Origin of the sequence: Allocatelliglobosispora scoriae, from assembly GCF_014204945.1 — a bacterium.
In the GTDB taxonomy this organism is placed as follows: Bacteria; Actinomycetota; Actinomycetes; order Mycobacteriales; family Micromonosporaceae; genus Allocatelliglobosispora; species Allocatelliglobosispora scoriae.
Genome location: NZ_JACHMN010000003.1, coordinates 2,361,342 through 2,375,485, shown reverse-complemented (window position 1 = coordinate 2,375,485; position 14,144 = coordinate 2,361,342). Strand labels below are relative to the sequence as shown.

The following is a 14,144-nucleotide window of genomic DNA, read 5'->3' as shown; positions in this document are numbered from 1 at the left end:
GTGAGGAGTCGGGGCGGGCACCCGGTGAGTGCCCGCCCCGACGTTCCCTCCTCACCGTCAGGCGTAGGCCTTGACCTCCAGGAGGCCGAGCGACGCGGTGCCGGTGCTGGTGAGCAGCACCCGCAGCCTCGTCGTGCTCGTCGCCGTGAAGGTCACCGTGTTGTAGGCGTTCTTCGTCAGCGAATAGCCGCTGGCACCGGGCACGTCGACGTAGGCGGTGCCGTTCCAGGACTGCAGCTTCCACGCCGAGGGCATGTCGATGCCCTGGTCGTCGTCGAAGAAGTAGACCTCGGCCTTGCTCAGCGTCTGCGCCGACGACCAGGTGAGCTCCGCCCACTGCTGGTTCGTCTCCGGCCAGCAGCCCCAGCGCGGGTTGACCGTGTCGTTGGACGACGGCGGGTCGATCCCGTCGTTGATCGCGGCGACCGACTCCCACGAGGAGGTGTAGGACGCCGACGGGGTCGCGGTCAGCGCCAGGTTGGTGTTGGGCGGCGGCTGCACCCCGCCCCGGTTGAAGATCTTGACCTCGGTGAGGCCGGTCTTCGCGCCGGAGGCGTTGGTGGCGAGCACCCGGATGCGCTGGGTGCTGACCGCCGTGAACTGGGCGACGTTGTAGTTCGCCCGGGGCGCTGCCGGGTTCTTCACCTGGTTGGCGACGTTGACCCAGGCTGACCCGTTGTAATACTGGATGTTGTAGGCCGACGGCGCCCGGTAGGTGCTCGACGCCGGGCGGCTGTCCTTGAAGTAGAGGCGGACCTCGTTGACGGTCTTGGCGCTGCCGAAGTTCACCTCGTACCAGTCCTGGGCGTTCGGGGATCCGCCCGCGCCCCAGAAGGGCTCGTTGATCGGGAAGCCGTCCACGGCACCCGCCGTGGTGGAGCCCGATCCGGTGTAGGAGGCGGAGACCGTCGCGCCCTGGGCCAGGTTGGTGAGGTTGGCGGTGAGGTCGACGCCTGCCTTGGCGAGGATGTCGACGACCCGCGCGTCGGACTGCACGACCTGGTTGGGGGCCTGCAGACCGGAGACGGCCGTGTTGAAGGCGACCGTGCCCGTGGTGGTGACCGCGCCGGTCGCCGGGTCCCAGGTGAAGGGGACCAGGGAGTTGACCGTGGCGACGCGGTTGCCGTTGATGAAGATCGAGTAGCCCTCGGGGATGCCGGGGTAGCGGACCACGCCGTCAGCCGGGTCGTCCCAGACGATCGTCAGGTCGGCGTTGCGGTATTTCAGGTTGTTGACGGTGAAGTGGGTCCAGCCGATGTTGATCGGCGAGAGCTCCACCTTGGCGTCGTTGCGCGGGCGCAGGCCGGCCACGTCCTCGATGACGGTCCAGTTGCTGCTGCCCAGGATGTTGTGGTGGATCCAGGAGCGGTAGGTCACCGACGACCCGTTCCAGTCCGCCCAGAACTCGTTGGCGTCCGGGTACTGGGTGTTGCCGTTGATGTACTGCGCCCAGGCGTTCCAGTAGAGCAGCTTCTTGTAGTCCTGCGCGTTCATCCACGCGTTGGGGTAGTTGCGCAGCACCGAGGAGTAGAGCCGGAACTGCACGGTGGAGTTGATGGTGGAGAAGTTGTTGGAACCCGGGTTCCCGGCCGCCGCCGCCGCTGCCTTGTCGACCTGGTTGGCGGTGTAGAACGGGAAGACCGGGTACTGCTGCGGGCTGTCGTAGAGCCGCAGCGCCTGCTTGTAGGTGTCGGTGTTGGGGATCGCGCCGACCGCGAACGGGTAGTAGTTGTTGATCTCCTTCCACGGGTTGTAGGTCCCGTCCGGGTAGCGGTGCTCGAACAGCTGCCGGCTCGGGTTCCACAGCACGCTGGTGAGCGCGTTGCCGATCCGGGTGGCGAGCGTACGCATCTCGGCGGCCTTCGCGGTGTTGCCGATCGCGTCGTACGCCTGCGCTGCCGCGAGCGCACCGGAGTACTGGTACGCCGACTCGGCCCGGTCCATCCGGCCCGCGCGGTAGTGGAACGACACAGCGTCGGCGTCGTTGCCCGTCAGCGCGCCCCAGTCGTACTCGATGAGGCCGTTGTTGTTGGTGTCGTAGAAGGCGAGCTGGCCCTTGACGTCACCCTCGGCGTATTTCGCCAGGTTGGCGGCGATGGCGGGCTGTCCGCCGTGCAGCTGGTAGCTCTTCCACGCGGCCTCGGCGATGTACTGGGTGTAGCTGTTGGACCAGTTCTCGGGGTCGCCGGGGTTGTCGAGGAAGCGCGCGCCCTTGGAGGTCTGGCCGACGCTCAGCCAGTCGCCGTAGGAGTAGATCGGGTTGCGCAGGTATTTCAGGTCGTCGATGTGCATGGGCTGCGTCAGCGCGATCGCGTTGTTGTAGCCCAGCACGCCCTCGGTGGAGGTCGGGAACTGGAAGGTCTGCCCGGGGATGTCCGCGTCGAGGTTGTTGAAGCGCATCAGCCACCAGCGGTAGTAGATGTTCTTCTTGATCGCCGCCTCGGGCACGTCGATGTAGGGCACGTTCTGCGCCCACCACAGGTTGTATGCCCGCACGTGGGTGGCGAACGCGGTCGCGTTGGAGTATCCGGCGTAGGCGGTGTACTCCGTCGCCGACGCCGGCAGTTCGTTGGCGATGAAGCCCATGACGACCTTGGCGGTGACCGTGGCACCCGCCGCGATCGTCACCGACCGGTTGAGCCCGCCGCTGGAGACGGCGAACCCGTCACCGGTGAGCTTCGTGCTCAGCGTGGTCAGGCTGTTCTTCACCCCGGTCGAGCCGGTCAGCTCGCTGCCGCTGCCCGAGGTGGCGTAGGGCGAGGTGGCCCGCAGCTGCAGCGTCGTCGAGGCGCTGCCGCCGTTGGTGATCGACAGGTTCGTCACCGCGACGTTGTTGTCGGTGATGAACTTGTTCTGGGTGATCGTGATCGAACCCGAGGTGTGGACGCTCTTCCAGTAGCTCGGCGTCTGCAACCGGGAGCCGACCTGCTCGGTGAAGGTGCCGGGGGTCACCGCGACGGTGTAGGCGCTGGCGTCGCTGATGCTCTCCCAGTAGGCCGCCTTCCCGCCGAAGCCGAGCGTGCCGGGGGTGTGCTCCTTCATGAACAGCGCCCGGCCGCGGGTCATCAGCCAGGTGCCGGCCGGGTCGTTGCCGGGACGGGCCAGGAGCCGGTCCATCCAGAAGTCGGTGCCGCCGACCTCCGCGTTGTAGATCGTCTGCATCATGTTGCCGGCGGTGTAGCCGACCGGGGCCGCCGGGATCGCGGGTCCGGAGAAGGTCGGGAAACCGATGGTCTGCGCGGCGAGCGCCGGGGACTGGGTCACCGCGTTGAGGCAGCCGACCGTGAGCATGGCCGCGGCGGCCAGGGTCAGCGGTCGGTACCTGCGGGGTAGTGACGAGAGTCGCATCTGGTCAACTCCAAGGGGAGGGGTGGTGAAGGGACGGTCGGAACGGAACTCTCGGGCTGATCACCTCCGATGCCGAGTCAGGAGCCGGTGGAGTGCAGGCTGGCGACCTCGGCCGCGGTCAGCGCCCGGGCGTAGACCCGGAAGCCGTCCAGAGCCGCGTCCAGGGTCGGGTCGCCGGCGTACTGGGATCGGCCCAGCCGGTTGCTCGTCGTGGCGCCGAGCGCGGCGGGCCGGGTGGTGAGGCTGGTGTTGCGGGCGACCTCGGCGCCGTTGACGTAGAGCACGCCGAGGTTGCCGGTCTGGGTGACGGCGAGATGGGTCCAGACCCCGGCGGTCAGGGCCGAGGTGCCGTCGATGCGCTGCTCGGCGCCCGCCCCGCCGGTGGTGATGGCGTAACGGGGGAAGCCGCTGGAGCTGCGCGGGGTGAGGAACATGTTGACGCCGGTCCCGGAGCCGAAGTCGAAGATCCGGGTCCAGGCAGTGACGGCGTCGAGCCGCACCCAACAGGCGGCCGTGAAGGCGGTGGCCCCGGCGAGCAGTCCGGGCGGGAGCTGCACATACGCACCGGTGCCGGTGAGGTTGACGGCGTTGCCGGTGCGCCCGGTGGTCCACGTGGCGCCACCGGCGAGGGTCGCTGTCCGGCCGTTGCCGGTGGCGTCGGCGGCGGTCGTACCGCTGCCCTCGTCGAAGGGGTAGTGCGCCACGAACGGCACCGGCGGCGGCGTGTCGTTGACGGTCCAGTAGACGCTGTAGCGCTGCCCGTGGGTCTGGTAGAACGGCAGCAGGGTGACCTGCCCCGTGCTCGCCGTCGCCGTGTACCGCAGCGGGTCCGCCGTCGCCGTGAGGGTGCTCGCGGTGAGGGTGGGCAGCCCGCTGAGGTTGCTGGTGCCGTACTGCCCCGCGAGCACGATCGGGCCGACCTTGACCGCCTGCACCGCGCTGTTGTCCGGTGTGGACTCCCGGGTCAGCGCCATCGGCAGGGTGATGTCGACGGTGTCGCCGGAGGTCCAGGTCCGGCTGATCGCCGCGTAGCCGCCGGGCGCGGGCGCGGGCTGCAGGGCGCCGTTGACGCGGATCGTCGCGCCGGCGGCCCAGGCGGGTACGCGTACCCGCAGGTCGATCGTGCCGGAACCGGTGACCGTGAGCCGGGTGGTGCCCGCCTGGGGGAAGGTCGTGTCCTGCCGCACCGTGATCGACCGGCCGGGCCAGGTGAGCACGGAGGCGATGAAGAGGTTGACCCAGAGCGTGTCGCCGTTGACGAAGTAGATGCTGTCGCCGTGCTTGGTGTTCGTCTCCATGCCGGTGCCGTGGCAGCAGGTGAAGTCGTCGTAGTCGTTGCTGTAGGCCTTGATCCCGCCGGCCCGCAGCGGCGTGTAGTAGCTGTGGAAGCCGTGCGCGCTGGCCGGGTTCTGCGCACCGAGCAGGTGGTTGAAGAGCGCCTTCTCGTGGAAGTCGAACAGGTCGGCGCGCCCCGGCGTGGTGAAGAAGAGCTGCCGGGTCAGCTTGAGCATGTTGTAGCTGTTGCAGCACTCGGCGGTGGTGTCGGACAGCTCGCCGGCGATGCGGCCGGGTGCCTTGAAGTATTCGCCGTTGGAGTTGGCGCCGATGGCGTAGCTGTGCCGGTTGACGACCATGGTCCAGAAGTTGACGGCGATGTCGCGGTAACGGGTGGTGCCGGTGGCGTGGTATTCCCGGATCGCCGCGAGGGCCTTCGGGATCTGGGTGTTGGCGTGGTAATTGGCGAGCGCGTCGGTGTTCGCCGCGAGCGGGTCGAAGATCTCCGCGTGGTCGAAGTACTGCGCGGTGGTGAGGTGCGCCGGGTTGTCGGTGAGCTGGTAGAGGTTGGTGAGCGTCTCCGCCATGCCGCCGAACTCGGTGTCGAGCATGTTCTGCCGCTGGGCATAGGTGAGCCGGCTGTTGCGCAGCGCGACCCACGCCGCTTTGCGCTGCAGGACCGCAAGAGCAAGAGCACTACCGGTCAGCCGGTACGCGTCCAGCAGTCCCGCGATCGTCTTGTGCAGTGTGTAGTAAGGCGCCCACACCTGCTGCCGCGCCTCGACCCGGTCGATGAAGCTCTCCGGGAAGGCGGAGAGGTAACCGGCGTTGAACCCGGCGGCGGTGGCCCGGTCCTGGCAGGCGGCGAGCGAGGTGACGAGGTAGTCGGACTTCGCCTTGAAGGCGGTGTCGCCGGTGCTCGCGTAGGCCTGGGCCAGCGCCGAGAGCACGTGGCCCATCGAGTGGCCGCGCAGCTCCGTGCTGGGCGACTCCCAGCCGCCGCAGGCGGTCGCCGAGGAGGCGATGCCGACGGTGACCCGGAACATGTGCAGCAGCCGGTCGGCGTCGAGGAACTTCAGGTAGGCGTGGGTGCGGGCGGTGTTGTCGGCGAAGGGCCCGGGGAGCAGGGCGACCGCGCCGAGCGGGAACGGGTAGGCCGAGACGCCGATGTCGGGCCGGGCCGCCTGGGCGGGGGCACCCGTCGCGAGTCCGCCGACGGCCGCACCTGCGGCGACGGCGGCACTGCTCTGTAGCAGCGCGCGGCGGGACAGGAATAGCGGGGGCATGGGAAAGACTCCTTCCAAATATCGAGCCATGTCGATCAATGCGGGCACGGTTCGCCCCTCACGCCCCGGAAGCCCCGCCTCAGCCCTTGAGCGCGCCGGAGATGAAGCCGCGGACATAGCTGCGCTGCATGAAGGCGAACAGCAGCAGGCAGGGCACCGCCATGAAGACCACTCCGGCCTCCAGCGCGGCGTAATCGATCGAGCCGTGGCTCGCCGTACGCATGTTGACCACGGCGAGGGTGGTGGTGAACCTGTCGGTGGAGTTGAGCAGGATCAGCGGGGCGAAGAACTCGCTCCACGAGGTGAGGAAGGCGAAGAGGCCGACGGTGATCAGTCCCGGCCGCACCGCGGGCAGCAGGATCCGCAGCAGCGCCGAGAAGCTGTTGCAGCCGTCGACGTAGGCCGACTCCTCCAGCTCCTTGGGGATCGCCTCGAACGAGTTGCGCATCATGAAGATCGAGAACGGCAGCTGGAACATGATCAGCACCAGGCTCAGCCCGATCAGCGAGTCCTGCAGGCCGATCCAGCCGAGCAGGACGTAGAGGGCGATGAGGATGGTCGCGTAGGGCACCATCAGGATCGCCAGGGTCACCAGGAAGAGCAGGTCTCGCCCGGGGAAGGTGAAGCGGCCGAAGGCGTACCCCCCGAGGGTGGCGACGACCAGCGTGCCCACGACGGTGAGTGCGCTGACCGCGACGCTGTTGAGCACGTGCTGCAGCCGGATGCCGTTGTCGGAGGTGAAGAGCCGGTCGTAGTTCTCCAGGCCGAAGCCGGTGTCGGTGCGCAGCGACGCCCAGCCGCTCCACAGCAGCGGCGACAGGAAGAGGATCGCGAGCGCGGCGCCGGTGACGTGGCGGCCCCACCGTGACGCGGAGCTGATGCTGGACATGGTGCCTCTCACTGGGACCGCCGGCGCAGTACGCCGAGCTGGATGACGTTGAAGACGACCAGGACGCCGAGCAGCGCCACGGAGATCGCGGCCGCCGACCCGAGGTCGAAGCGGATGAACGCCTCGCGGTAGATCACCATCACCAGGGAGGTGGTCGAGTTGTCGGGGCCGCCCCGGGTGAGGATCCAGAACTGGTCGAAGGCGAGCAGCGAGCCGGTCGTCATCATCGTCAGGACCAGCGCGATCGTGGGGCGCATCAGCGGCAGCGTGATCGAGCGGAAGGCCTGCACCCGGGTGGCGCCGTCGATCCGCGCCGCCTCGTAGAGCTCCAGCGGGATCGCCTGCAGGCCGGTGAGCAGGATGAGCATGTTGAATCCGGCGAAGCGCCACAGCACCAGCACGATCGCCGAGCCGAGCGCGGAGTCGGCGCTGCCGCTGGTCCAGGAGACGTAGCCGTCGATCAGGCCGACCTTGGCGAGCAGGTCGTTGACCGGGCCGATCTCGTCGCTGAGCAGTCCCAGGAAGAGCAGCGAGGCGCTGGCGAAACCGACGGCCATCGGCATGAAGAAGGCGGTCCGCAGGAACCCGGTCCCCCGCCGCCGCTGCTGCACCAGCAGCGCGAGCCCGAACGAGAGCACGAAGAGCGCGACCGTCATGATCAGCGTGTACTTCAGCGTGAACCAGATCGCCCCGCCGAGCAGCGCGTTGTCGGCAGCACCGGTGAAGTTCTCCGGCACGTTGACGGTGGGTGCGCCGAGCAGCGGCCACCGGTTCAGCGACATCCAGATGACCAGGCCCAGCGGCACCAGGAAGAACAGCCCCACCATCACCGTGTTGGGCGTGGCGTAGAGCGCGCCGAGCAGGGCGCGGCGGCGGGCGGCCCGACGGCGCCGGGGTGTCGGCGCCGGTGGTGCGGCGGTGTCGCTGTGCAGGTCGCGCCGGGGGGAGGCGGCCGTCACGGGCATGTGATTTCTCCGGTCTGCGGTGGTGGCCCGGCGGTGAGGGGACGCCGGGCCACCGCTGGTCAGCTCTGTTGCAGTGACTTGCTGATGGCAATGTTGCCGTCGGTCAGCGCCTTGCCGGCGTCACCGAAGAGGGCACCGCGCACCGTCGCCAGCCAGGGGCTCTGCGGGTCGTTGAAGGAGGCGTTGAAGTTGCGGGCATAGGGGGTCTTGCCCTTCGCCATCAACTTGTTGATCATGACGATCCGGGGGTCGGCCGAGGAGTACTTGTTCTCGGCGAGGTCGGTGCGGAACGGCACGCCGGTGTTCTTGGCGATGATCTCGATCTGGGCCTCGTCGGACATCGTCCACTTGATGAAGTCCCAGGCCTGGTTGCCCTTGGCCGTGGTGGCGCTGATGCCGATCGCGTCGCCGCCGACGAAGGTCGACTCGCCGCCGGTGAGCCCGGTGATCGGGGCGACGCCCATCTTCACACCGGCCTTCTCGATGATCCCGAGCCAGACCGACGGGCCGGGCGCGATGCCGATCTTGCCGTTCTGCAGGGCGCCGAGCCAGGTCGGACCCGCCTCGTCCTTCGAGCCCGGCGCGGCGACGCCATCGTCGTAGAGCTTGCGGTAGAGGGCGAAGACGTCGGCCATCTCCTTGGAGTCGACCTTCGCATTGCGACCCTTGTCATCGATGACGTTGCCACCGGCGGCCCAGACCGAGGGCCAGAAGGTGAACTCGACGCAGCCGCCGCAGTTGCCGCCGAAGTAGGTGCCGTTGATGTCGCCGCCCAGCGCGTCGATCTTGCGGGCGTGCTCGGCGTACTCGGTCAGCGACGTCGGACCCTTCTCCGGGTCCAGACCCGCCCTGGTGTAGAGGTCCTTGTTGTAGAGCATCACCGACATGTCGATGGTGTGCGGCAGGGCGTAGGTCTTGCCCTCCCAGGTGCCGGCCGCGACGTGGGCCGGGGCGACCTTGCCCTTGAAACCGGAGGCGTCGAAGCGAGCGGTGAGGTCCTGCCAGAGCCCTTCGGAGGCGAACTGCGCGGAGAAGACCACATCGGACGCGAAGAGGTCCGGCAGCGCCTTCGCGCCGGCGGCGGACGCCAGCTTCGCCGGGTACTCCTCACCCGGATAGGCCGTGACCTGCACCTGGTTCTTGTGCGTCTTGTTGTAAGCCTCGGCGTAGGCCTTGGTGACCGACTCCGTCGCCGCCCGGGTCCACAGCGTCAGGGTGGCGCCGTCGTCGACCCCGGCCACGCTGGTGGCGTCCGCAGCCTTGTCGTCGGCACACGCCGAAAGCCCCGCGACGAGCAGCGCCGCGGCCAGCAGACTCGTCGTCCGGCCTGCGAGATTACGTTTCACTCCGACTCCTTTGTCAGGAACTTCCTGGAGAAAATACAAGGGGAATGGGTGTTGTGGTGATCATCCGAAGACGTGGGATCTCCGGACTCCGGCCTGGTCACGAGGTGGGCAACCAGACCCGCATGGTGGACGGCCCGCGCCGGGCCCAGCTGTGGTAAGGCACCAGGACAACGGGGTGCGATGCGGGCTCCTCCTCGGGCACGGTCCGGCCGTAGGGCCAGCCCGCGTCGTCGGGCTCGGCGAAGTGACCGAGGACGGTCACCGTGCCGCTTGCATCGACGGGCGCGGCGGAGGTGTCGATCCGCAGCCGGTCGAGGTCGTCGGTGGGTTGGTCGGGCGACTCCGCACAGAGCACCAGCGGGCCCCGCTCGACCGCCACGCAGCCGCGGACGGCGTCGATCCGGGGGTCCGGCGACGTCCAGCGCGGGCGCATCGGCAGCTCCAGCCGCAGTTCGTCGCCGACGGCGAACTCCCGGCGGACGACGGCGGTGCGGCCCGTCACCGGGCGACGCTCGCCCCCGTCGACGAGCGTCGCCTCCGTCGCCCACTCCGGTACGCGCAGCGTGATGCTCCACGGCCCGGGCGCGGTCTCGGTGACCACGATGCCGACCGCGCCGTCATCGGGGTAGGAGGTGCGCATCCGCAGGCCGACCGCCCGGCCCCCGTCCAGCGGTGTGCGGATCACCGCGTCGGCGTACTGGTGGATCTGCACCCCGTCGCCGTCCGCCGTGGCGAGGTAGGTCGCGAGTGTCGACAGCGTCCGGGCGATGTTCGCCAGGCAGCAGGAGACCTCGAACCACGGCGCCCGCGGCCCGCCGCCGAAGCCGAGCTGCTCCTGGTCGGGCGGCAGCAGCTCGGTCCGGGTGCGCTGGTGCAGCGTGTGCGCGTAGAAGAACGACCGGCCGTCGTCGCTGATCGATGCGGCGAGCACGTTGTAGAGGATGCGCTCGATGATGTCGCTGTAGCGGATCTCCCCGGTGGCGAGCAGCAGCCGCCAGGCGAGCATGATCGCGGCGATCCCGGCGCAGGTCTCGGAGTAGGCGCGGTCGGCCGGCAGCATGAAGTCGTCGCCGAACGCCTCGTCGGTGTGGCGCGACCCCATCCCGCCGGTCAGGTAGGTGCGCCGGGCCAGCGTCTGGTCGAACTGCGCGACGACCGCGCCGAGCAGCTCCGCGTCGCCGGTCTCGACCGCCACGTCGACCGCGCCGCAGGCGAGGTAGAGGGAGCGGACGACGTGGCCGCGCAGCACCGTGGCGTCGCGGACCGGGATGTCGTCGCTGTAGTAGGACCAGCCGAAGTGGTGCGGCGGCAGCGACCGGTGCCCCCGGCGCGCCACGAAGAGGGCGGCCTGGTCGAGGTAGCGCTGCTCGCCGGTGACCCGGGCCAGCTCGACGAGGGCCGTCTCGATCTCCGGGTGTCCACACAGGCCGGTGTGCCCGCCCTCGCCGAAGGTGTCGCAGACGTGGTCGGCGGCGCGGCGGGCCACGTCGAGGAGCTGGTCGGGCCCGCTGGTGCGGGCCCGGGCGACGGCGGCCTGCAGCAGGTGCCCGGTGCAGTAGAGCTCGTGGCCCGACGCCAGGTCGCTGTAGCGGGGACGCTGGCCCGGCCGGCCGAAGGCGGTGTTGAGGTAGCCGTCGGGCGACTGGCCCCGCGCGATGAGCGCGGTCAGCTCGACGACCTCCCGGTCCCGGTCGGCGTCGCCGGTGCGGCCCACCTCCCAGGCCATCGCCTCGAGGAGCTTGTAGACCTCGGAGTCGGTGAACTCCCGCCCGCGCCGCTCGGGCGAGCCGGTCGAGCCGGTGGCGGGATCGAAATTGCCGGTCCAGCCGAGCTTGTCCAGCCAGGACCGGTGGTGGTCCAGGGTGACCGCGCCGTTGACCTGCTGCCGCGACGCCCAGAACCCACCGGTGATCCTCGCCTCGGCCAGGCCCAGCGGGCGGAGCGCGGTCCGAGACGGCACGACGGGTCGGCCGCCGGTCAGGTCTGCGGGGTGCGTGTGGACTAGCATTCGTTCCTCCGGCGCCAAGGTACGGGTGAGCTGGGTCACTACCAGCGTGGAATACACGATGAATTACGAAAAGGTTTTCGGCAAGGGTTCGATCGTGTTACAGATCGGTAACTCACCAGGTATTTCAAGAACTCTGCTGCCGCGATACGCTCGGACCGCTCCGCAATCATTTCGGAGCAGCAGAAACATTCGAAAGGATTTCCGTGGGCAGGCGCAGATCATCAGCGGTCACCCTCACCGACGTCGCCGGGCTCGCCGGCGTCTCGGTCGCCACCGCGTCCAAGGCGCTCAACGCCCGGGACCAGGTCGCACCCGCTACCCGCCAACGGGTGCTGCAGGCCGCCGCGGAGCTCTCCTTCCAGCCCAACGTGCTGGCCAAGGGGCTCATCTCCGGGCGCACCCGCACCATCGGCCTGCTCACCGACGAGCTCGGCGGCCGGTTCAGCATCCCGATCCTGCTCGGTGTGGAGAATTCGCTCGGCAACGAGCAGATGTCCGTGCTGCTCTGCGACGCCCGCGGCGACGCGATCCGGCGCCAGCACTACATCCGCACCATGATCGCCCGCCAGGTCGACGGCTTCATCGTCATCGGCGACAGCAACGACCAGCGCCCGTCGCTCACCCAGGACATCCCCGTCCCGGTCGTCTACGTCTACGGCGAGTCCACCGACCCGGCCGACCTCTCCGTCCTCGCCGACGACGAGGGCGGCGGGCGGCTCGCCGGGGAGCACCTCGTCTCGCTCAACCGCCGCCGCATCGGCCACATCACCGGGCCGCAGAGCTACCGGGCCGCCCGCGACCGGGCCACCGGGCTCGCCGGGGTGCTCGCCGAGGCCGGGCTCACCCTCGCCGGGGACCGGCCGCTGTTCGGCGAGTGGTCCCAGCACTGGGGGCGGCACGCCGCGCGGACGCTGCTGACCGCCGACCCGACCGTCGACGCGATCTTCTGCGGCAACGACCAGATCGCCACCGGTGTCGTCGAGGCGCTGCTCGACCTCGGGCGGCGCATCCCCCAGGATGTCGCGATCGTCGGCTATGACAACTGGGAGGTCTTCGCCGCCGACTGCCGGATCCCGCTCACCACCGTGGATCTCAACATGGAGCGGCTCGGCGCGACCGCGGTGCAGCAGCTCTTCGCCGCGCTCGACGGCCAGCGGCCCAGCGGTGTCATCCGCCAGCCGTGCCGCCTCGTCGTCCGCGAGTCGACCGGGCCGCTGCCCCGGTCCTGACCACCGAAAATCTTTCGGCGCTCGATGCCATGCGGCATCGAGCGCTTCTGCCTGCGTACCTGTAGAAGTGCCCTTGACACTTCGTGGGGCGTCTGGCCCAATGTACCGAAAGCGTTTGAGATAGGCACTGATCGATCATCCTCCGGGCCACCCCCACCCGGCATCTCCACGGCGGCGAGAGTCGATGCCTGCTGCCGTGATCCCTGTCCGTCGTAGCTCACCCACGGACGCGCGCCGCCCGGCGCGCTCGCCGAAAGGACACGACACACATGACCCCCTCCCATCACGGCCGCCGACGATGGCTCATCGCCGCGGCCACCCTGATCGCCCTAGTCGTCGGCGTTCCCACGACCGCGGCCGCCGCCGACCGGCGGGCATCCATCCGCACCCTGCCCGCGGACGACGCCGCCAACGGCATGGTCTACACCGGACTCGCCGTCGAGCGGACCGGACCCTGCGCCGGGCTCTTCCGCGTCACCGGCGTCTCCCCCGCGATGTGCACCCACGGGCCGGACGCGCCACCGGCCGGACTCTCGGTCAAGCGCTCGATCGCCGCCGTGCCGACGCGAAGCGGCACGACGGCGGCCGCCCCGGCGCTGCCCGTCTGCGAGGGCGACGGCACCACCGGCAAGCGCGTCGAGGTGCTCTACATCCACGGCACCACCAACCGCTATGCGCAGTACCTGGAGACGTTCCGGCAGCTCGCCGAGGCCGTGGACGTCATCTTCAACGAGAGCGCCAAGGCCACCGGCGGCGAGCGCCACGTCCGCTACGTCACCGAGACCGTGGCGGGTGCCTGCCGTCCGGTGGTCCGCAACGTGCAGATCGCGGACTCGGCGCTCACCGCCAACGACTGGGCGCCGCTGCTCAACGCGGTCAAGGCGGCCGGTTACAACCGCACGGACCGCAAGTACCTCCAGTTCGTCGACGCCAACGTCTTCTGCGGCATCGGCGGCTTCGCCGGTGACACCCGCAAGGCGGCCGACAACCGCTCCAACACCGGCCCCGAGTGGGCGCGGGCGGACAACGGCTGCTGGACCGCGGGTGTCGCCGCGCACGAGCTCGGCCACACGCTGGGCGCGGTCAACAACAACGCGCCCAACGCCTCGGGCGCCGCGCACTGCGTCGACGAGTACGACGTCATGTGCTACAAGGACGGACCCGATGTCGTCCTGAAGTACAACTGCCCCAGCCAGTCCTTCGACCAGCGGCTGGACTGCAACCACGACGACTATTACCACACCAATCCACCGGCGGGGAGCTACCTCGCGACCTACTACAACGTCGCCGACAACCTCTTCCTGATCAAGGGCGGCGGCACCACCCCGCCGTCGCCGAACCTCGCCCTCACCGCGACGCCCAGTGCTTCCTACACCTCGTCGTGGGAGAGCGTCGCCGCCATCAACGACGGCATCGATCCGCCGTCCTCCAACGACACGGTCAACCGCCGCTGGGGAACCTGGCCCAACACCGGGCAGCAGTGGGCGGAGCTGACCTGGTCGTCGGCGCAGACCGTCCGCGTCGCCGACGTCTACTTCTTCGACGACGCCAACGGGGTGCGGTTGCCCGCGTCCTGGACGCTGCAGGCCTGGAACGGCAGCGCATACGTCGCCGTCACCGGTGCGAGCGGCTACCCGATCGCGGCCAACCAGTACAACCGGGTCACCTTCACCAGCCTCAGCACCACGAGGCTGCGGATCGCCCTCACCAGCGGTGCCGGCTCCGTCGGCCTGCTCGAGGTCAAGGTCACCAGCTGATCCGGCGGCAGCCGGGCCCGCTCCCACCGGGCCCGGCTGCC

Annotated in this window: 8 protein-coding genes; 2 read left to right on the top strand and 6 right to left on the bottom strand. The window is 69.4% G+C overall.

Annotation, left to right across the window (positions count from 1 at the left end; translation table 11 throughout):
* Nucleotides 1–57: 57 nt before the first annotated feature.
* The 6 genes from F4553_RS36835 to F4553_RS36810 form a co-directional block, all read right to left on the bottom strand.
* Nucleotides 58–3,348, bottom strand: a complete 3,291-nt coding sequence (locus tag F4553_RS36835; protein WP_184845799.1) for a discoidin domain-containing protein — start codon at nucleotides 3,346–3,348, stop codon at nucleotides 58–60.
* A 77-nt stretch (nucleotides 3,349–3,425) separates the two neighbouring features.
* Complete coding sequence (locus F4553_RS36830; protein ID WP_184845797.1) at nucleotides 3,426–5,909, bottom strand: glycoside hydrolase family 127 protein; 2,484 nt, start codon at nucleotides 5,907–5,909, stop codon at nucleotides 3,426–3,428.
* A gap of 79 nt (nucleotides 5,910–5,988) precedes the next feature.
* Nucleotides 5,989–6,798 carry a carbohydrate ABC transporter permease gene (locus tag F4553_RS36825; RefSeq protein ID WP_184845795.1) on the bottom strand — a complete coding sequence of 270 codons (810 nt, stop codon included), beginning with the start codon at nucleotides 6,796–6,798 and terminating at the stop codon, nucleotides 5,989–5,991.
* Nucleotides 6,799–6,806: 8 nt separating this feature from the next.
* Complete coding sequence (locus tag F4553_RS36820) at nucleotides 6,807–7,763, bottom strand: carbohydrate ABC transporter permease (RefSeq protein ID WP_184845793.1); 957 nt, start codon at nucleotides 7,761–7,763, stop codon at nucleotides 6,807–6,809.
* A 59-nt stretch (nucleotides 7,764–7,822) separates the two neighbouring features.
* The gene (locus tag F4553_RS36815; protein ID WP_184845791.1) at nucleotides 7,823–9,109 is read right to left on the bottom strand and encodes an ABC transporter substrate-binding protein; all 1,287 of its coding nucleotides are present in this window, start codon (nucleotides 9,107–9,109) and stop codon (nucleotides 7,823–7,825) included.
* Nucleotides 9,110–9,206: 97 nt separating this feature from the next.
* Nucleotides 9,207–11,117, bottom strand: coding sequence for a glycoside hydrolase family 127 protein (locus F4553_RS36810; protein WP_184845789.1), 1,911 nt, complete (start codon nucleotides 11,115–11,117; stop codon nucleotides 9,207–9,209).
* Between the two features lie 203 nt (nucleotides 11,118–11,320).
* Between F4553_RS36810 and F4553_RS36805 the strand changes: the two genes are divergently transcribed.
* Nucleotides 11,321–12,346, top strand: coding sequence for a LacI family DNA-binding transcriptional regulator (locus tag F4553_RS36805; RefSeq protein WP_184845787.1), 1,026 nt, complete (start codon nucleotides 11,321–11,323; stop codon nucleotides 12,344–12,346).
* A 269-nt stretch (nucleotides 12,347–12,615) separates the two neighbouring features.
* Nucleotides 12,616–14,103, top strand: a complete 1,488-nt coding sequence (locus F4553_RS41525; protein WP_246467585.1) for a hypothetical protein — start codon at nucleotides 12,616–12,618, stop codon at nucleotides 14,101–14,103.
* The last annotated feature ends 41 nt before the right edge of the window (nucleotides 14,104–14,144 follow it).